The organism is Kiritimatiellaceae bacterium, from assembly GCA_013141415.1.
Lineage (GTDB): Bacteria > Verrucomicrobiota > Kiritimatiellia > Kiritimatiellales > Tichowtungiaceae > Tichowtungia.
Genome location: JABFQY010000003.1, coordinates 42,164 through 60,581, shown reverse-complemented (window position 1 = coordinate 60,581; position 18,418 = coordinate 42,164). Strand labels below are relative to the sequence as shown.

General features: G+C 53.3%; 18 protein-coding genes, 1 tRNA gene and 1 pseudogene. 12 read left to right on the top strand and 8 right to left on the bottom strand.

Going from position 1 to position 18,418, the window contains the following annotated elements; genetic code table 11:
• Positions 1 to 64: 64 nt before the first annotated feature.
• Positions 65 to 682, bottom strand: a complete 618-nt coding sequence (locus HOO88_04555; protein ID NOU36019.1) for a hypothetical protein — start codon at positions 680 to 682, stop codon at positions 65 to 67.
• Between the two features lie 73 nt (positions 683 to 755).
• Between HOO88_04555 and HOO88_04550 the strand changes: the two genes are divergently transcribed.
• The 10 genes from HOO88_04550 (at position 756) to HOO88_04505 (ending at position 10,760) form a co-directional block, all read left to right on the top strand.
• Positions 756 to 1,997 (top strand): type II secretion system F family protein, encoded by a 1,242-nt coding sequence (locus HOO88_04550; protein NOU36018.1) that lies wholly within the window; start codon positions 756 to 758, stop codon positions 1,995 to 1,997.
• Positions 1,998 to 2,045: 48 nt separating this feature from the next.
• A complete protein-coding gene (locus HOO88_04545; GenBank protein ID NOU36017.1) occupies positions 2,046 to 2,444 on the top strand; it encodes a prepilin-type N-terminal cleavage/methylation domain-containing protein in 399 nt (132 codons plus the stop codon).
• Positions 2,445 to 2,496: 52 nt separating this feature from the next.
• On the top strand, positions 2,497 to 3,000 hold the full coding sequence (locus tag HOO88_04540; GenBank protein ID NOU36016.1) for a type II secretion system protein: 504 nt from the start codon (positions 2,497 to 2,499) through the stop codon (positions 2,998 to 3,000).
• A 50-nt stretch (positions 3,001 to 3,050) separates the two neighbouring features.
• Positions 3,051 to 3,491, top strand: a complete 441-nt coding sequence (locus tag HOO88_04535) for a prepilin-type N-terminal cleavage/methylation domain-containing protein (GenBank protein ID NOU36015.1) — start codon at positions 3,051 to 3,053, stop codon at positions 3,489 to 3,491.
• Positions 3,488 to 4,258 carry a prepilin-type N-terminal cleavage/methylation domain-containing protein gene (locus HOO88_04530; protein ID NOU36014.1) on the top strand — a complete coding sequence of 257 codons (771 nt, stop codon included), beginning with the start codon at positions 3,488 to 3,490 and terminating at the stop codon, positions 4,256 to 4,258. The genes HOO88_04535 and HOO88_04530 overlap by 4 nt, the downstream gene beginning before the upstream one ends.
• Positions 4,259 to 4,261: 3 nt before the next feature.
• Entirely contained in the window at positions 4,262 to 5,281 is a 1,020-nt protein-coding gene (locus HOO88_04525; GenBank protein NOU36013.1) for a hypothetical protein, read from the top strand.
• An 11-nt stretch (positions 5,282 to 5,292) separates the two neighbouring features.
• Positions 5,293 to 6,696, top strand: a complete 1,404-nt coding sequence (gene pilM / locus HOO88_04520) for a pilus assembly protein PilM (GenBank protein ID NOU36012.1) — start codon at positions 5,293 to 5,295, stop codon at positions 6,694 to 6,696.
• Positions 6,693 to 7,220, top strand: coding sequence for a hypothetical protein (locus HOO88_04515; protein NOU36011.1), 528 nt, complete (start codon positions 6,693 to 6,695; stop codon positions 7,218 to 7,220). The genes pilM and HOO88_04515 overlap by 4 nt, the downstream gene beginning before the upstream one ends.
• A 14-nt stretch (positions 7,221 to 7,234) precedes the next feature.
• Positions 7,235 to 9,445, top strand: coding sequence for a type II secretion system secretin GspD (gspD, locus tag HOO88_04510; protein NOU36010.1), 2,211 nt, complete (start codon positions 7,235 to 7,237; stop codon positions 9,443 to 9,445).
• Between the two features lie 172 nt (positions 9,446 to 9,617).
• Positions 9,618 to 10,760, top strand: a complete 1,143-nt coding sequence (locus tag HOO88_04505) for a type III PLP-dependent enzyme (protein ID NOU36009.1) — start codon at positions 9,618 to 9,620, stop codon at positions 10,758 to 10,760.
• Between the two features lie 630 nt (positions 10,761 to 11,390).
• On the opposite strand, the pseudogene HOO88_04500 reads toward HOO88_04505, so the two are convergent.
• From HOO88_04500 to HOO88_04490, 3 genes and pseudogenes are all read right to left on the bottom strand, one after another.
• Positions 11,391 to 12,599, bottom strand: a pseudogene (locus HOO88_04500) (saccharopine dehydrogenase family protein).
• Between the two features lie 16 nt (positions 12,600 to 12,615).
• The gene (nspC, locus tag HOO88_04495; protein NOU36008.1) at positions 12,616 to 13,722 is read right to left on the bottom strand and encodes a carboxynorspermidine decarboxylase; all 1,107 of its coding nucleotides are present in this window, start codon (positions 13,720 to 13,722) and stop codon (positions 12,616 to 12,618) included.
• Between the two features lie 139 nt (positions 13,723 to 13,861).
• Positions 13,862 to 13,937 (bottom strand) — tRNA-Thr (locus HOO88_04490).
• Positions 13,938 to 14,161: 224 nt separating this feature from the next.
• Here HOO88_04490 and HOO88_04485 point away from each other — a divergent pair.
• Entirely contained in the window at positions 14,162 to 14,365 is a 204-nt protein-coding gene (locus HOO88_04485; GenBank protein NOU36007.1) for a cold-shock protein, read from the top strand.
• A gap of 44 nt (positions 14,366 to 14,409) precedes the next feature.
• Here the strand turns inward: HOO88_04485 and HOO88_04480 are convergent, their stop codons facing one another.
• Genes HOO88_04480 through holA form a run of 3 tightly spaced genes read right to left on the bottom strand, consistent with a single transcriptional unit; the run spans position 14,410 to position 16,978 of the window.
• Positions 14,410 to 15,222 (bottom strand): pyrroline-5-carboxylate reductase, encoded by an 813-nt coding sequence (locus HOO88_04480; GenBank protein NOU36006.1) that lies wholly within the window; start codon positions 15,220 to 15,222, stop codon positions 14,410 to 14,412.
• A complete protein-coding gene (locus HOO88_04475) occupies positions 15,219 to 15,893 on the bottom strand; it encodes a YggS family pyridoxal phosphate-dependent enzyme (GenBank protein ID NOU36005.1) in 675 nt (224 codons plus the stop codon). The genes HOO88_04480 and HOO88_04475 overlap by 4 nt, the downstream gene beginning before the upstream one ends.
• On the bottom strand, positions 15,890 to 16,978 hold the full coding sequence (holA, locus tag HOO88_04470) for a DNA polymerase III subunit delta (GenBank protein NOU36004.1): 1,089 nt from the start codon (positions 16,976 to 16,978) through the stop codon (positions 15,890 to 15,892). The genes HOO88_04475 and holA overlap by 4 nt, the downstream gene beginning before the upstream one ends.
• Positions 16,979 to 17,055: 77 nt before the next feature.
• On the opposite strand from holA, the gene HOO88_04465 reads away from it, so the two are divergent.
• Positions 17,056 to 17,535: an HIT domain-containing protein gene (locus HOO88_04465; protein NOU36003.1), complete on the top strand. Its 480-nt coding sequence runs from the start codon at positions 17,056 to 17,058 to the stop codon at positions 17,533 to 17,535.
• Positions 17,536 to 17,652: 117 nt separating this feature from the next.
• Here the strand turns inward: HOO88_04465 and HOO88_04460 are convergent, their stop codons facing one another.
• On the bottom strand, positions 17,653 to 18,333 hold the full coding sequence (locus tag HOO88_04460) for a PEP-CTERM sorting domain-containing protein (protein NOU36002.1): 681 nt from the start codon (positions 18,331 to 18,333) through the stop codon (positions 17,653 to 17,655).
• Positions 18,334 to 18,418 lie beyond the last annotated feature (85 nt).

Sequence of the window (18,418 nt, the reverse complement as noted above, 5' to 3'; positions counted from 1 at the left end):
CTCAATAAGTGCTTCATGATTGCCTGTTTAAACAAAACCGGTCAAGTCGAAACCATTTGAATGTTCATTGTCCGGCCGGTTTTTCCAGCCGTTGGAAATTCACCGAAGCGGCGGTGTCTTTCAGGACAAGTCCGCGCTCTACCGCTTCTTCGGCAAAGCGGCCCTGCCATGGCGGAGAAAAATTTCGCCCCATGGTATCGAGGTCTTCGAGCGATCCGTAGTCGCGGGTGACGCAAAACGGATCCGGCGTCGGGGTCAGGCCGAAGCTGAAAGCGACCGCACGCATCACCTGACGTTCCAGTCGGCGGGCAAATTTTTCGGTATCATTCGTATAAAGCGGCTGGGTGTTAATGACGGCAATTCCGCTGGCGGGATAAACGGCCAGATGTTGCGGCTCCGCATTAAAGCCGGTTAGTACAATCAGAACAACATCGGCATCTGTCTTTAGACGCTTCATCTTGCTCTCCAAAGCCTGAAAACTTTTTTTTCCAGCCAGTTTCGGTTTTTCCAAAGTCCGGACAGGAACGTGCAGTTCCTGTTCAGCAAACGTCCGAATCCGCTCCAGCAGCGGCGCATCAATTGCGGCGGCATTTACGAGTGTAATCGCCTTTTCCTGCGGCGCTTTGGAGCATCCAGCGGTAAACAGAAACAGACCGATTGTTAAAAGTGTGACAACACGCATGAAAAAACTCCTTTTATCCCTGAATTGCGGTTAGTATCCTGCCGTTTTCTAACTGCAAATTACAAATTGTTTTATGCCTGCTTTCAAATATATCGCACGCAGCGCCGACGGTAAACGGGTGGACGGTACCTTGGAGGCCGCAGACCGCCGTGCCGCCCTGATGATGCTTCAACAGGCAGGCCACACCCCGCTTTCACTCGACCAGACGGCCTCAAAATCTGCCTCCAGCCCGATCAAAAAGCGGTTTACGTTTGAAACCGGTCTCAGCAAAAAAACCAAAATGGGCGCCCGCGATATGCTGCTTTTCTCGCGCGAAATGGCCGATCTGCTCTCGTCCGGCATGACCCTCGGCCGGGCGCTCCATACGCTGGCGCAACGCAAAGGTGAAGACGGCAAAGCGCAGATTATCCGCCGCCTGCGCGACGAAGTGGTTCAGGGCAGTGCCCTCTCCGATGCGCTCCGCATCTATCCCGAAACCTTTCCGCAACTTTACATCAGCATGGTGCGCGCCGGCGAAGCTTCCGGTGCACTGGCCGAAGCGCTTGAAGGACTTTGTCATCACTATGAGCGGGTACAGGAAGCGCGGGGCAAAGTCATCACCGCGATGATCTATCCGGCCATCGTGCTGACCATCGGCCTTATCTCAGTGGTTGGTCTGATGGTTTTCATTGTCCCGCGCTTTGCACCGATCTTTGACGAACTGGGCGGCACCCTGCCCCTGCCCACCCGTATCTTAATGGCGTTCAGTAACGGGCTCATTAAATACGGCTGGCTGATTTTGATCCTGTCGGCCGCCGGAATAATTTCGCTGCGCAAATGGATCATCACTCCGGCAGGCCGGTTCTGGTGGCATACGCGCCAGCTCAAATGGCCGGTCATCCGCCAGATCATCAACGCCAATGCGTTCGCCCATTTTGCCCGGACACTGGAAACGCTCATTCGCAACGGCGTACCGATTCTGAAAGCGCTGACGATTGCCGAAGAAACCGTCGGCAACGATGTGATCGCCAAAGAAATTGCCGCCGCCCGCACCCGCGTCACCGATGGTTCCAGCATTGCCGGTCCGCTGGCCGCCGGAAAAATTTTCCCGGAACTGCTCACCGACATGCTGGCCGTCGGCGAAGAAACCGGCGACCTGCCCGGCGCGCTCAAAAACATCGCGCGGCGTTACGACAGTGAACTTGATTTCAGTATTAAGGTTCTGACCACGGTGATGGAACCGTTGCTGATTCTCGGCATCGCCATCATTATCGGATTTGTTGCCATCAGTATGCTGATGGCGGTGTTCAATTTGACCAGCGGCTTAGGTGTTTAAAAAATATCGAATATCGAACAAGGAATGTTGAATTCAGAAGGAGGCAGAATGAGAAATCTAAAATCAGCAATCGCCAATCGGAAATCAAAGAGCGGGTTCACCCTGATCGAAATCATGCTCGTGATCGTCATTATCGGCATCATTGTTGGTATCGCCGTTCCGAAAATTACCGGCAAAGTCGGTAAGGCTAACGACGTTGCCGCCAGAGCAAACCTGAAAGCCATCGAAGCCGCGGTGCAGAGTTATGAAATGGATAACCTGCGCCTGCCGGACAGTCTGACCGACCTGACCGTCCAAAAAGACGGCAACGGCCCGTACATCAAACCCAGCGAGCTCAACGACCCTTGGAAGCAACCGTTCGTTTACGCCAAACCCGGCTCGCACGGCACCGGTTTCGATCTCTCCTGCAAATCGCCGGAAGGCAAAGAGTTCAATAACTGGGAGTGAAGAATTTTAGATTTTCGATTGATGATTTCAGATTGGAGATCGCCTGAAAACCATGATGCGCAATTCGACAATCATCAATCGGCAATCATCAATCGGCAATGGTTTCACGTTGATTGAAGTGATGCTGGTGGTGGTGATTATTCTGATCGCTGCCGGAGTGGTGGTTCCGAAGTTCAAGGGAACTTTTAAGTCCGCGCAAATGACCGATGCAACCCGTTCAACGGTTCGAATGGCACGCTACGCGCGGAGCCTGTCGATTCTGAAGCAGGAAACCTGCACGTTCCGTTTTGAAACAAACCGGCTGACTCTGGTGTGCGGAACCAATAGCGCCAGCCCCGACGCTTCCCGCAAACTGCCGGACGACATTGAGATCAGCTCGTTCGAAAATCTTGCCGGAACAGATCGGGATTCCGCAGGAAACCGCGACGTGCAATTTTACGCCGCCGGTATGAATGATGGATTCAAGGTAACATTCAGCACCGGCAACGACCGGCGCTCAACGGTTGTCTGCAATCCAATCTCCGGAAAAGTAACCGTCGTGGAGGAAGGACGGTGAGTATTTGTGATTTCAGATTGTCGATTGCTGATTTGAAAAAGAGATACACTTTGACGGTATTTGGAAAAGCTCCTGCCAGAAATCAAAAATCAAAAATCAAAAATCAAAAATTTTCCAGCGGACTGACGCTGATCGAAGTCATGCTGGCTGTGGTAATCCTCGGCATCGGTTCCGGTGTGCTGTTGCTGGCGACGGCGCGCTGTCTGGCCATTATCACCAAGTCGCAGCGCTACAGCACCGCACAGCGTCTTATTCAGCAGGTCGGCGCGGAACATCCGCTGACGCGATCAAAAGTTGACGCCGGAGTTCAGTCCGGAACGTTTGATCATGGAAACGGGTACCGCTGGGAGCGCGAGATTGCGGTGCCGGAAGGTGAAAACCGCAAGGGATTATACACCGTCCGCACCCGTGTCAGCTGGTCTGACCGCGGACGTGACAGCTTTGAAGAAACCGTAACCTGGTTCTATATCCCGCCGGAGGACGAAAAGTGAAATATCCTTCTGGAGTGCGCAGGCAAGCCGAAGGCACGACTGCGCTTTCGCTCGGTGCTGCCGGTGAAAAAGCGGCGTGGCACTTCGTTTCCCGCCGCACTCCAAAGCGGTGCTGCGGGTTCACCCTTCTTGAAGTCATGATCGCCATCGTGATCCTCGCGATTGCCCTGACCGTGGCGGGCCAGCTTTTTTCGTCCGTGACGAAGGCTTGGTCCGGTGCCCGGACGGTGATGGATAAAGCACATCACGGCGATTTTGTACTCGGTCAGTTGACCGCCTCGCTCCGTTCAATGGCTTTTTCAAGTAATTCACCGGAGAAATACGCTTTCCGGATCATCGACAATCCGGCGGGCGAAGGCGAACACTCCATCAGCTGGGTAACGGACAGTAGTGCGTTTATTCCGCCCGGCGATGCCTATGCACGCGGACGGCACCGCATCGAAGTCGGCGCCGGCGAAGATGAAGACGGGGTCGAAGGATTGGTCGTCACGGCCTGGCCCTATCTCGCCGATGAAGAAAAAGTGGAAAAGAAACACTGGTTCGTCAGCGAAAACATCAAAGGGCTGAGCTGTAAAGTATATGACACCAAAGAAGGCCAGGAAGGCTGGACGGACCGCTGGGAATACAGCAATGCGATTCCGGGACTGGTTGAAATTACGCTCTATGCCGAACCGGCAAAAAAAGATTCTGACCCGGTAAAATTCCGCCAGCTTCTCGAAATCCCGCTCGGCCCGCCCGTCACCAACGATGTTTCGGAAGCGCGGTAAATTATGCAATCGGCAATCGGAAATCATAAATCTGAAATGAAGCGCGGTTCGGCGCTGGTGGTGGTGCTGTGGATTCTCATCATCATTTCACTGATTGTCAGCATGTTTGCTTTTGAAATGCGGCTGGAAGCCAGGATGATCACGTTACAGCGCCAGCGATTTAAAGCGGATCAGCTGGCGCTGGCTGGCGTAGAGCTGGCCAGATCTATGCTTGCGGTGCAGGAAGAAAAAAGCACGACCGGCGAAAAGACCGTTTACGACGATCCGTATATGACTGAGGCGGTTAAAATTGCCGCCGGCGTTCCGGTCAACTTCAGCGAAAATTTTGGTGACGGCAAAGTGACGCTGCACATTGATTACGAAGAAGGCCGCCGCAACATCAGCAAGCTGAAGCCCGAAGACTGGCGAATGTTGTTCGAGCAGGCCGGGATTCCGAATACCCGCTGGGATGCTATGCTCTCCTGTCTCGCCGACTGGCAAGACCCAGATGATCTGCACACACTCAACGGCGCAGAGTCGGACGATCCGTTTTATAAAAAACGCGGCTATGAATGCAAGAATGCGCCGGTGGATACCGTGGACGAATTACTGTTGATTAAAAACTGGGGCGAAGAGGTTCTTTACGGCACGCCGGACGGCGAAAAAACCGACGAGCCGATCACCGGCATTGCCAGCCAGCTCACAACCTGGGGCAGCGGAAAAATCAACCCGAACAGCGCCAGCCGTGAAGTACTCAACAGTCTCAGTATTCCCGATGACACGATTGATGCCATCATGGAAATGCGCCTCGGCCCGGACGGCAAAGAAGGCACGGCGGACGATGGAATCACTCAGGCCGATCTGGCCGCGCTGGGACACGGCGGTATTTTTACCGTTCAGCCGGAATATGTTTCGATCACCGCCATCGGAGAGGTCGGCGGGATTCAGAGTAAAATCTCCTGTATCTTCTCTTTTAAGCTGGGCGAAAAGGCGGCGGTTCCTCTATTCTGGCTGGAAGGAAAACAGGAAGAAACAAGGCGTTAACCGTTCAAGTTATGCTCCTTTTTAATCATACAACCGGCATTCACTACACCGACGAAATCGTCGAGTGGGCCGTGTTGCGTAGAAGCCGCAAAGGAACGGAAAAAATCCGCGAGGGTTCTCTGCCGGTTCCGGAAGGGTTTTTTCAGCAGAAGAACGCGCCGCTTTTCCCGTCCGAGGTTCTTTCCGGAATCCGCCGCAACTTTCGCGGTGTGGTCACCGTCTCTCTGCCTTCTTCGCAACTGCTGATGCGTATTCTCGAACTGCCGTCAACCAGCGCGCAGGAACTCCGGAGCATGGTGGAACTTCAGATGGATCAGATATCGCCCTTTCCGGTCGATCAACTGACTGTTTCCTACGAAGTACTCAAGCAGACCGAAAACCATTCGCGGGTTCTGGCTGTCGCCGCGCAGCGCAAAACAGTGGACACGCTCGGCGACCTTTTCAAAGCGCAGAATGTTTATATCCGCAGTCTCGACGCCGAAGTGCTGGCGTGGTGGAGCCTGCTGATTGCATACGGTCAGGTGCCCTGTCAGGGACGCGTTGTACTCATCCTCGAGGAGCACACCGAGTTCTCAATGATTGTGGTGGATGACGGCGTGCCGGTTTGTTTCCGGTCGCTGGAGCTTTTCCATGATTTTACCGACGAAACCGTCATGCACGAAATCGTCGAGGAGATGCACTACACGCTGCTTTCCCTCGAAGCCGAATACGGCCACCGCGACGGCTGTGCGCTGGAAGTCTGGAGCGAAACGAAATTTCCGGAACAGCTTATCAACCTGCTCAAAGAACACTGCGGCGGTTCGGTCAATTTGCACGAGTTGAATTCTATCCCGCCCGTCTCCGAAGGACTGGCGCTGCGCACAGCGGAACGCCGGTTGCACCATGCCGAACTGGTGCCGCGTGAATGGATCGAACTGCAGCGCCGCAACCGGCTGATCAAAGTCGGAACGATTGCCGCCATCACGGTACTCAGTGTCTGGCTGGCGGTCATCACGATTACCGGAGCCGTCTTTTCGCTTCAACAGGCTTCCTATAACCGGGTGCGGAAGGAAGCCGCCAAATACGAAGGACCGGCGCGCGCCGCGCAGGCCGCCCGCGAAGAAATGCTTTCACTTGAAAAATATGCCGACCGCTCGCACTCCGCGCTCGAATGTCTGCGCGAAGTTTCCACCGCCCTGCCCGACGGCGTCGAAATTGCTTCGTTCACCTATAAAAAAGGCGAGGCTGTCAGTCTGCGCGGCTCCAGCGCGCAGGCGGAATCTGTCTATGACTTTTTCCAGAAACTGGGCGCTTCAGGAATTTTTTCCGGCGTTAAAGACCAGCCGGTCAGTACCCGCACGGTCAAGGACAAGCGTGTATCCACCTTCTCCATCACGGCTGAACTTCCGAAAGACGGAAAGGCGGCCAAGCCATGAAAATTTCCAAACGCGAAACATTGCTTGGGCTGACCGCGCTCACCGCGATTCTCTTTGGTCTTACCTACTGGCTGGCCGGATCGCGCATCGAAGCGCAACGGCAGATGAAAGCCGAGAAGACCCGTTTGCTGCACCAGATCGAAGTGCATAAGCGCATTCTGGCGGAAAAAGATGTCTGGTACAAACGGCTTGAAGAATTGCAGGGACAGCTTCCGCTTTACGATGAAAAAACCGCCATCACCGCTGAACTGCTTAAACTCATTAAACGCATGGCGGATGAGCACGGGCTCGATCTGGTTCGCACTCAGCCCTACCGCGAGGAACAGACCGGTTCGCTCTACGAGCTCGGAGTCAGCTGTAGCTGGGAAGGTTCTCTCGACGCGCTGGTGCGGTTCCTTTATGATTTACAGAAACAGGGCGTTCGTTTCGATGTGCTTCAGCTCAACGCCCAGCCGGATGCCCAGCGCGACCGGATTATTAAAGGATCCATGACTATTGACTGCGCCTACCGCAAGAAAATTTAAAAAGGATGACCGTTATGAAAACAACATGGATTACCCTTCTGACCGCCGCCCTGCTCGCTATTGTATTTCCGGCGCAGGCGCAGGAACAGCTCATCTCGCTTAGCTTCGAGGATGCTCCGCTGGAACAAGCCGTTGAACTTTACCGCGAATGGACAGGCCGCACCGTCATCAAACAGGCCGACCTCAGCGCCCGCATCACCTTGAAAGGCCGCCAGCTCACGCAGAACGAAGCGAAGCAGGCGATTGAAACGGTTCTTTCGATGAACGGCGTTGCGCTGGTTCCGATGGGCGATAAATTCCTGAAAGTCGTCCCGATTGCCAACGCCCGGCAGGAAGGAATGGAAATTAAGCCGTTTGATGCGGAAAAAAAATATACCGAAGCCGACCAGCTGATCACTCAAGTAATCCCCCTGCGCTTTGTGGTTTTCTCTGACGTTCAGCCGCTGATTCAGCATCTTGTTCACGGGTATGGAAAAATCATACCGATGGATCGGATCAACAGCGTCCTTGTCACCGATACATCCGCCAACATTGCCCGCATCGTCGAACTCGTCAGCATGGTGGATCAACCCGCTGAAAAAATTGAACCGCGCATCTATCAGCTTAAATATGCCGAAGCCGCCACCATCGCCGGCAAACTGAAAGAACTGGTCGAAGCCGCTAAAACCAAAAAAGGCGAGCAGACCGTTGTCGGCGATGTGCGCACCATTCCCGGCGTAATCCGCGCGCCGAAAATGGACGCTGGCGAATCGGGTGATGCAACGGAAACACAGACGGAAATGATTCAGGGCGAAGTAAAAATGGTCGCTGACGACCGTACCAACATTCTCATCATCTTCTCGAAAGCCGCCAACTTCGGTTTCTTCGACAACATCATCAAGGTGCTGGACGTACCGGTTGATCCAGCCGTTATCGTGGAAGTCATTAATCTGGAATTTGCCAAAGCTAAAGAAATTTCCGGCATCCTGAATGAATTTGTCGGCGCGGCCAAGGCCACCGAAAAAAGCAAAGCACCGGGCGGTGACACCGGCAAAGCGGAAGGCAGTAAAACCGTTGACGAAATTATCCAACGCGCCGTCGAGCCGACCGGACGGGAAATCAGCCCGGCGGCTAAAAGTGCAATCGGTCGCCTCTCCGCTGACACCAAAATTCTCTCCGACGAACGCTCCAACTCCCTGCTCCTGATGGGCCGCAAATCCGATCTCGAAGCGATCAAGCAAGTGATCGCCAGCCTCGACGTCATGCTCGAACAGGTCATGATCGAAGCCGTCATCCTCAGTGTTAATCTTGGTGACGATTTATCGACAGGAGTTCAGTGGGTTTATGATACGCAGAAAAAAAACAGCCCCACTAATCCGATCCAACAACTCGTGGGCTGGAATGGTAGCAGTCTCAACACGGGCGCATCTAATTCGGTTGTTGGGGCATTGGGTAGCGGACTGAGCTACTATGGCATTTTCCCTTCGGTAAACATGACAGCCCTAATCAATGCTACTAAGTCGGACAATAATGCCCGCATTCTATCCACACCGGTCGTGCTGACGACGGATAATACGGAAGCGAAAATTACGGTCGGCGAAGAACGCCCGGTCATCTCCTCGTCAATCAACAGTGGAACAGGTGGAAATGTTAACGATGGTTACAGCGCCCGCTCCACCTACCAATATCGCAATATCGGCATTACACTCACCGTCACTCCCAACATTAACCCGCAAGGATTCGTTGTGATGGAAATAACGCAAACCGCTGATGATGTTGGCGGTGAAGTAACAATTGACGGTAATAAAGTTCCGATTGTCGCTAAACGTGAAATCAGCGCAACGGTTGCCGTGCAAGATCGCTCTACGGTCGTGTTAGGCGGACTGGTTAGAAAATCGAACTCAAAGAGTGCCAGTAAAATTCCGATTCTCGGTGACATCCCCTTGCTCGGCTGGCTCTTTAGCACCCACAATAACTCAGACGCTCGCACAGAACTGGTAGTTCTGCTGACGCCGTATGTATTGACCACGCCGGAACAGGCTCAAAATGAAGCCAAGAGGATTTATAAAGCATCTGATTCCAAGGACACCCTTTGGCCGCGCGGCTGGTCGCAGAGCCCGCTCCGCAACGACGAGCCGCCGAAAGACGACTGGAAGAAGAAAAAGGGCAAAAAGGATAAAGCGACTGTCGAGGAATCAACCAATGCGGTTCCGGGTGAAGCATCCGCAGTCATGCCAGCCGAATAAATTCGTCGGTATAAATCAAACGTAGGACAGGCTTCCAGCCTGTCTGGACAGGCAAGATGCCTGTCCTACTTTTCATCAAATACAGACGCTCAATCGGGTAAAAAACGGAAACCCGTCAACTTTTTGAAATCTTGGGTACACAAATCCGGAAAAAACCAATATGGTCACCGGCATGAATAATTTGAACGTGCTTAAACAACTCGGTAAAACTCACGGAACGCCGCTCTTTGTGGTCGACCATAATGTTCTTCGTAAAAATTACGCCACATTCAGAAAATACCTGCCCCGCGTTCAGGCGTACTTTGCGGTGAAGGCCAATCCGGATCCTGCCATTGTTAAAACGCTGTTTGATGCGGGTGCCAGCTTCGACGTAGCCTCGATGCCGGAATTCAACATTGTGTATGACCTGATCAAACACATGCCCGCCAAGCAGCGGCAGGAATGGATCTGGGACAAGATCATCTATGCCAATCCCATCAAGGTCAATGAGGCGTTGCAGGAACTGGATCAGTACAAAGCGCTGGTCACGTACGACAATTACGAAGAGATCAAGAAGATCAAAAAGTACGCGCCCAACTCGGGGCTTGCCCTGCGTCTGAGCGTTCCCAATACCGGTGCCATGTGCGAGCTTTCTTCAAAATGCGGCGCGGCATCGGGTGAAGCGGTGGATCTGATTCTGGCGGCGGTCAAGGCCGGACTGGTCGTGGAAGGCCTGAGCTTCCATGTAGGCAGTCAGACCACCAACTTCGAGAATTTTGTTCAGGCCATTAATCTGGCGGCCAGTGTTTTTGAGGAAGCAAAAAGCCGCGGCTACACAAAGATGAATCTCCTGGATATCGGCGGCGGATTCCCCGCACCCTACGACTCGACCGTGAAACCCTTCAGCGAACTCGCCCGCAAGATCAACGCTGAGCTTAACCGGTTGTTCCCCAAGGACATTCAGATTCTAGCCGAGCCGGGCCGGTTTATGGTCGCGACGGCGGGTACCGCTGTTTCGCAAATCATTGGCAAAGCCGTTCGCAACGGGAAACTCTGCTACTACATTGACGACGGCGTTTACAATACGTTCTCAGGAATTATCTTTGACCATTGCAAGTATCCGCTGAAAGCGTTTAAGCGCGGGCCGATTGAGATTTGCACCGTGTTCGGCCCCACTTGCGATGCTCTCGACGTGCTTTCTATGTCGGAAGAACTGCCGACTAATCTTGAACTGGGCGACCTCGTGTACAGCCGGAATATCGGCGCCTACAGCAACGCTTCAGCGACGAGCTTTAACGGGTTTTCTCCCGCCAAAATCGTCCATATCAATCAGTAGAACATGTAGCGATTGAGATGTCGGAAATTATTGCAGGGCTGGAACGGTCGAAGCCCTTCCATCCATTTCCGCTTTGCCGTCAAGTCAACCTGTCGTGTTGTAGGACGAGCTTCTCTGTATTCAGAGAGCTTGTGTCTGCCTGTCAACATCGGAGAACACATGCTCCCGAATACGGGAAGCATGTCCTACAAGTTCTATCCGATAGTTCATTAATGACCTGACACTACAAACAAAAAGGCCGTCATGCTTATCGCATGGCGGCCTTTCAGTCGTTCGGCTGGAAGTTTATTTCTTCTTGCCGGCTTTCTTCACCTTCTTGGCTGTGCCTTTTTTCGCGACGACTTTTTTCGGAGCAGTCTTCTTCGTTTTTTTGAAAACGGCTTTTTTTACGACGATCTTTTTGGCTTTTGCCTTCACCGGTTTTTTAGCTTTGGCTTTCTTAACCGGAGCTGACGCGGGTTTCTTCTTCGCCTCTGCCGCCAGTTTTTTAAGGGCATCTGCCTGAAACTTCTTGTCGATCGCGATGATGGGGGTAGCCGCCGAAACGGTGACCGTCGCCGTGGATTCTGCGAGCTCAACCGCCAGATCCCGCACCGTGCCGTCAAATGAGAATTTGCTGCCGGGCTTGATTTCCTTAACGTCCGTGGGCAGACCGATCCGGTCGAGGATCGCGATGAACGGCTCGGGATCGAGTTCTTCCACATTCACCATGGTCTTCGGATCCCAGACGCCCTGAGCCACCAGCATGGCCGCCGCCACCGGCGGAACGCCTGCTGTGTAGCTGATGCCCTGCGATTCGATTTCTTCGTAGCAGGCGTGATGGTCGGAAACCTGATAGATGAAGACCTCGCGCTTCTTGCCGTTTTTCCAGCCTTTTACGAAATTGCCGATGCAGGTCTTTCCCGTGTAGCCGGGCGCCAGCGTCTTGGGGTCGGGCAGAAGAGCCTTCACAACTTTCAGCGGAACGACTTCCTGTCCGGTGGTAAGCTTTACCGGCAGATGATCAAGGAAGCCTAGCGTCCGCAGTACGGTGAATACGTTGATGTAATGATTGCCGAAGCCCATCCAGAACCGGATGCTGTTCGCATCAATGTTTTTCGACAGTGAGTGCAGCTCATCATGTCCGTTCAAGTAGATCGGGCAAAGCCCGGCCACCGGGAAGTCGTACATGCGCTTGACGGAATGTGTCGGGTATTCCGCCCATTTCCGGTCAATCCAGGTCCACACCTTGATGAATTCGCGGAAATTAATTTCCGGGTCAAAATTGGTGGCGAAGTATTTGCCGTGACTGCCAGCGTTGACGTCCATGATGTCGATGGTATCGATCTTATCGAAATACTTTTTCTGAGCTAACGCGCAGTACGCATTGACTACGCCGGGGTCGAACCCGACGCCGAGGATGGCTGTCAGTCCGGCATCACGGCAACGGTCTTTGCGCTTCCACTCATAATTGGCATACCACGGTGGTTGCTCGCAAACTTTGTCCGGATCTTCGTGAATCGCCGTATCCATGTAAACCGCGCCGGTCTGAAGGCAGGCTTCCAGAACGGACATGTTGATGAAGGCATTGCCGAGGTTGATCACCATCTCGGACTGAGTTTCCTGAATCAGTTTTACGGTTGCCGGGATGTCGAGGGCGTCAATCTGCCGTGAATACAGTTTCTTGGACGGATCCTTGAGGTGCTTCAGCCGCCGGACGCTCTCGATAATCTCGTCGCACTTAGCCTGAGTGCGCGATGCGATGCAGATATCGCCGAGCACATCGTTGTTCATTGCCGCTTTGTGAGCCGTTACATGCGCCACGCCGCCAGCACCAATAATCAATAGATTCTTTTTCATCAACGTTCCTTTATTCTTATGAAAGCCCTTCGAGGTAATCCTTGTAACTAAAATGCCGGACAGTTTCCAGTTTTCCGTTCAGCCTTTTTACACAGATGGACGGCATCGGCAGACCATTGAACCAGTTCTTTTTCACCATGGTATATCCGGCGGCGTCGGCCAGATGAACCTCCGCGCCGACCGTCAGTTTCTTTTTGAGCTTATAGGTCCCGAAAACATCACCTGCCAGACAGGAGCGTCCGGCGATCATGACGGGATAGCGCCCCGGTCCGGGTGCATTGACTTTCGGACTGGTGCGGTAGATCAAATGATCCAGCATGTGCGCTTCCATCGAAGCATCAAGAATTGCGGTGTCCATTTCGTTATGCACGACATCCAGCACCGTTGTCACCAGCTCGGCACATCCGGTAATGGCGGCTTCGCCGGGCTCCAGATACACCTGTACGCCGAATTCCTCGCTGAACTGTTTCAGGCGTCGGCAAAACTTCCGGACGGGATAGCCTTTTTTCGTGAAAGACAAACCGCCGCCCAGACTGACCCACTCCATTTTCTTCAGAAGCGAACCGTATTTTTTCCCAATCGTATCAAGTGCCGAAGAAAAGCTTTCAAACGCATCGTTTTCGCAGTTGAAATGGAACATCACGCCGCTGATCAGTGGAGCAACCTCCATGACATCCTTCAGATTAATCACTCCCAGTCGGGAAAAGCGTCTGGCCGGATTCGCGAGATCATAATGGGAGTGACTGACTCCCGGATTAATCCGCAAGCCCAGCGGCAGGCCGCGCGTCTCACGGGCAAGCTGCTTCAACTGTGAGATAGAGTTGAAAATTACCATATTGGCAAACGTGCTGACTTCCCGGACTTCCGCCCGCGAAAAACCGACGCTGTAGGCGTGAACTTCCTTACCGAACTTCTCATACCCCAGCCGCGCCTCGGGAAGAGAACTGCTCGTGGTGCCGTCCATGTACTTGCTCATCAGGGGAAACACGGACCAGGTTGAAAAGCACTTCAGCGCCAGAACCGATTTTGCCCCCGACAACTCGCGCACCTGCTGGATGATCTTCAGATTCCGCAGCAGCTTTTTTTCGTCGATCAGATAATAGGGAGTGATTGGTTTTGCCATCTGTACATCTGCCTCATCATCATAAACTGTATCTAACTGGTCGCAATCGTAGGGCCGGCCTGCCACAAGCCCTTCGACTCACTCCGTTCGCCCGGTGGCTGGCCCGCCATGAGCGAGTGAACGAATCGAACGAGTCGAATGGAGCCAATGATCGGAATCGAACCGATGACCTGCTCATTACGAATGAGCTGCTCTACCAACTGAGCTACATTGGCCGGAAAGAGCGCGTATTAAGTCAGAGCTTTTTGTGTGAGTCAAGTTTCAGCGTCATAAAGCTCCACCTGAAAAATATAAACCTTGTTTTCTGCGCCAGTTGGCCTAGAACCTTTGTTTCTGCGGAAGAAAGCGCGGCTTTCCCCCGGGTTGTTTTGCTCTGCTTCACAGTGAAGCAGGGGTTTAGTAACGCCAGCCCTGACGGGTGGTGAGTAATGAGGTAAATATGTCAGAAGTAGTAAATGGTACAGTTAAGTGGTTCAACGCCGAAAAAGGTTTTGGTTTTATTTCGCAGGAAGGCGGCAAGGACGTTTTTGTCCACCACTCCGCTATTAAAGGAAACACCACGCTGGCTGATGGTCAGAGTGTAACGATGGAAGTGACTCAGGGAGCTAAAGGTCTCCAAGCTTCCAACGTAACAGCTGTCTAATAGAAAAAAGGCCCCGGCTGTTTTTCACCGCCGGGGTCTTTTTTTTATTTTGATAACTCAACAGAGCGTATTTGCGCGGCCAGCAGCGCTTGAACAACGGCGGCTTTCACACCCGCGCCGTCGAGCGAACGGATGGCCGCCTCGGTGGTTCCGCCTTTGGAAGTCACTTTGGCGCGCAATGCATCGGCGGCTTCGCCGGAATCAGCCATCAGTCGCGCCGAACCTTCGACCGTCTTGAGCGCCAGCCGGCGGGCCGTTTCTTTATCCAGTCCCATCTTTTCCGCCGCTGCCAGCATGCCTTCAATCAGATAAAAAACATAAGCCGGACCGGAACCGCTCAGCGCGGTGACGGCATCCAGTTCGTTTTCTTTAACCCGTACGGTCAGTCCGACACAACCGAGAATCGTTTCAGTCACTTCCAGATCAGCTTCGTCGGCATTGGTTCCGGCGGCAATCGCGGAAGCCCCCTGCCCGACCAGCGCCGGTGTATTCGGCATGACACGCACGACACGGCGTTTCCCGCCGAGCGCAGCTTCAATTTTCGCCGTCGGAATTCCGGCGGCAATACTGATAACAAGTGTTTCGGAACGAAGCACCGGCGCAATGCCTTTGAGCACGTCCGCCATGACCTGCGGTTTCACCGCCAGCACAACAATCTCCGCGTTTTTAACCACGCTGTTGTCGGTAGAAATTGAAACACCGTATTCGTCTTCGAGATTGGCCAGCCGTTCCGGGCGGACGTCCGTCATGATGATTTTTTCCGGCGCACAAAACTGTGCTGTCACCATACCGCTGACGATGGCTTCCGCCATATTTCCCGCGCCGACGAAAACTACCTTCGACTCCATTACACTCATGATCGTCCTCCAAAGATGTCCGAACCGACGCGAATATAGGTCGCGCCTTCGCTGATCGCGATTTCAAAGTCATGCGACATTCCCATTGAAAGCTCCGGTAGTGGCGTACCGGTTTCCTGCTGAAGCCGATCGCGAAGTTTCCGCAAATTGGAAAAGTGAACCCGCGCCTTTTCCGGATCAGGCGTGAATGGCGGAATCGTCATCAGTCCATGTACTTCAATTTTACCGCACCGATTGGCGGCTTCGATCAGTGCGGCGGCTTCTTCCGGCGCGCAACCTTCCTTAGAGCCTTCGCCGGACACGTTAACCTGAATCAGTACCGGCAACGGCACCGCCGCGTATTCATCGAGTGCACGGAGAAGTTTTTCTGAATCCACGGAATGAATCATGCGGAACATTCCGGAAGCAGCGATGCGCGCTTTATTGCTTTGCAGGTGGCCGATCAAGTGCCATTGCAAATGTCCCGGACACAGCGGAATTTTCGCCTGCGCTTCCTGTATCCGGTTTTCGCCAAACAAAATCTGTCCGGCTTCGGCGGCTTCGATCACCGCATCGGCGGGCTTTGTTTTTGAAACGGCGACCAGCTTTATATCAGCGCGTTTGCGTCCGGCCTTTTCGCAGGCGGCGGTAATGCGTGCTTCGACCGCTTCGAGGTTGTCGCGAATACTCATACTTTGGCGATCAGCTTGATGACGAGCATTTCAAGAATCAGTTCCTGCGGAACGCCGCTGGAGACGAGCTGTTCATGAGTTTCCAGCAGACGTTTCTGACAGCGGCGGAGTTCGTCGGCACTGTAGTTTTTCGCCTGCTGGCCAAGTTTGGATGTACGGAACCAGTGCGTTTCGCGCGGATCAGCCGGAAGCTGGGCGAACATTTTGTCCATTTCCGGATCGGTACTCCATTGAACCGCATTTGCGCCGAAGCCGCTGGAAAGTTTCAGCCAACCTTGGTCGATGTAGGCGCGATACTGCATCAGATTCTGGTAAAGGCTCTCGACGGCAAACATAATACCGATGGGTGCTTCGCCCTGAAAAATCAGCTGGCGTAAAATCTTGAGTGCTTCGTCCAGCCGCCTTTCGCCGAGTGCATCGGTGAAGTCCCACGCTACAGCTTCTGCCGACGACGACGTAATCGCTTTGACATCCTCAACGGCGATTTCTTTGCGGTCGCCGATGTAGATCATCAGTTTTTCGGCTTCCATCATCAGCTGGCGGGTGTCGGTACCGACTTTTTCCAGAAACAAATCAAGTGCCGCCGGACTGATACGGCACGGCACTTTGGCAAACAGAGCCTGCGCCCGTTCGCGGATAACCGGTTTCTTTTTGTAGTCCTGTTCCGGCAGGTCGAAAGCTTCAACGGCGCCAGCGGATTCGCAGACTTTGTAAAAGGCGGATCGGCGATCCACACCGGGAGCCGAAATAATCAGGTTCTGTCCGGACGGCAGACCTTTCTTTATGTCGTCGGCCAGTTTGCCGAGCAAATCTTTGACCGTTTCGTTTTTACTGATCACGGCGTCTTTAAAAATGGAAACGTCGCGAAGCCAGACGGTTTTCTGTCCGCCGAACAGCCCTATTGTGCGCAGTGCGCCGATACAGGTCTTGAGAGCGGTTACGGCCTCGTCAATCGTTTTGACGTCGCCGTCAACCGTTTCGAGGCTGAGGGTTTGTTCGCTTTCCGGGCAAAGAGCGTTAACAACCTTGCGGGCGTTGTGACTCACCAGATATTCGTCGGTTCCATGTATCAGTTTTACGGCCACGGGCTGAATTCCTTATTTGCGTTGACGAGGCATCTTAATCATAATCCCCGTCCATGAGCAACACGCAGGACAATGGAATGAAGCGCCCGCTTTGGGCTCCGTGGCGGATTGACTATATCCGCGGCGAAAAGGAAGGCGACTGTTTCCTTTGCCGGATCTTCGCGGAACAGAATGACCGAAAAAATCTGCTGCTCGTTCGTGGAAAAACCTGCGCGGTTCTGATGAACCGTTATCCCTACAACAGCGGACACCTACTGATCGCCCCGTACCGCCACACCGCCGGACTCGCTGACCTCACGCCGGAAGAGAATCTCGAAATGGCTGAACTTGCCGCCCGCACCGTCGCCGTACTTGGCGAAGTGATGGCGCCACAGGGTTTCAATATGGGCATCAATCTCGGCGAAGCGGCCGGTGCTGGCCTTAAGGATCACCTGCACCAGCACATTGTGCCGCGCTGGATCGGCGATACCAATTTTATGCCGGTGCTCGGCGGGCCGCGTGTCATGCCGGAGGCGCTGGAAGCCACCTACGACCTGCTTGTGACGAGTTTTAACTAAAGGAGATCAGAACATGTCAAAATCACAGGACTCAAAAAAAGAGACTAAAAAGAAACCCGCCATGACCATGAAGGAAAAAAAAGCCGCCAAACTTGAGAAAAAGAAAAGCCGGTAAAATTATTTCCGGGCAATGCGGCGAGCGACCAGTGTGACGATGCCGCCGATTCCGAGAAGTCCGATTACTGCCGGCTCGGGAATTACGGAGTTTGGTGCTAAAGAGATATTATCCACTGCGGTGGCATAGTCTATTCCGCGTCCCTTGGTTGTCCCGCTGAACCGGAACCGGACGCCGATATACTTGTACCCTTCGGCCCCGAAATCAACTTCTGTTGCATAACTGCCGATCGATGGAGTCGTGACGGAACCGTTACCGATTAAAGTCCACGCCGATCCCGCGGGCGCATCATCCACATTGAGGGCAAGCGCGGTCTGTGAGATGTCGGTCACGTTCGCCCCGAAAATCGTATATTGGAGTTTCGGAGTTTGTATATTGGCCCCCATATAGGTCACATCAAAGCTGAGCTCTATGGTGTTCGTTGTGGCGGAGTTGTCGGTGTAAATCTGTCCGAACCAGTAACCGGGCTGATATGTCAACCCGCCAAACCAGATGTCGTTTATTGAAAGGTCGTAAAACGACGCCGACCGGGCATGCCATCCCTGATCTAAGTCTGAAGAAACACTAATACTGTTCGCGTCATAGATAGTGGGGCTATCGACCGAACCGTTGACGACTTCTGCATAACCGGAAAAAACGGTCGCATTCAGCGCTAAAATATAATACAGCCGTTTTATTTCCATAAGTCGTTTATAACCAAATACCTGCCTACAACTCCGAAGCGATTGACCCCACTTTAACCATTACAAGAAAGTAGGGTTAACCCCG

Excerpts from the sequence above, each read along its gene's own strand:
- HOO88_04555 (NOU36019.1), bottom strand. The coding sequence starts at position 682 with ATGCGTGTTGTCACACTTTTAACAATCGGTCTGTTTCTGTTTACCGCT.
- HOO88_04550 (NOU36018.1), top strand. The coding sequence starts at position 756 with ATGCCTGCTTTCAAATATATCGCACGCAGCGCCGACGGTAAACGGGTG.
- HOO88_04545 (NOU36017.1), top strand. The coding sequence starts at position 2,046 with ATGAGAAATCTAAAATCAGCAATCGCCAATCGGAAATCAAAGAGCGGG.
- HOO88_04540 (NOU36016.1), top strand. The coding sequence starts at position 2,497 with ATGATGCGCAATTCGACAATCATCAATCGGCAATCATCAATCGGCAAT.
- HOO88_04525 (NOU36013.1), top strand. The coding sequence starts at position 4,262 with ATGCAATCGGCAATCGGAAATCATAAATCTGAAATGAAGCGCGGTTCG.
- pilM (NOU36012.1), top strand. The coding sequence starts at position 5,293 with ATGCTCCTTTTTAATCATACAACCGGCATTCACTACACCGACGAAATC.
- HOO88_04515 (NOU36011.1), top strand. The coding sequence starts at position 6,693 with ATGAAAATTTCCAAACGCGAAACATTGCTTGGGCTGACCGCGCTCACC.
- gspD (NOU36010.1), top strand. The coding sequence starts at position 7,235 with ATGAAAACAACATGGATTACCCTTCTGACCGCCGCCCTGCTCGCTATT.
- HOO88_04505 (NOU36009.1), top strand. The coding sequence starts at position 9,618 with ATGAATAATTTGAACGTGCTTAAACAACTCGGTAAAACTCACGGAACG.
- nspC (NOU36008.1), bottom strand. The coding sequence starts at position 13,722 with ATGGCAAAACCAATCACTCCCTATTATCTGATCGACGAAAAAAAGCTG.
- HOO88_04485 (NOU36007.1), top strand. The coding sequence starts at position 14,162 with ATGTCAGAAGTAGTAAATGGTACAGTTAAGTGGTTCAACGCCGAAAAA.
- HOO88_04480 (NOU36006.1), bottom strand. The coding sequence starts at position 15,222 with ATGAGTGTAATGGAGTCGAAGGTAGTTTTCGTCGGCGCGGGAAATATG.
- HOO88_04475 (NOU36005.1), bottom strand. The coding sequence starts at position 15,893 with ATGAGTATTCGCGACAACCTCGAAGCGGTCGAAGCACGCATTACCGCC.
- HOO88_04465 (NOU36003.1), top strand. The coding sequence starts at position 17,056 with ATGAAGCGCCCGCTTTGGGCTCCGTGGCGGATTGACTATATCCGCGGC.
- HOO88_04460 (NOU36002.1), bottom strand. The coding sequence starts at position 18,333 with ATGGAAATAAAACGGCTGTATTATATTTTAGCGCTGAATGCGACCGTT.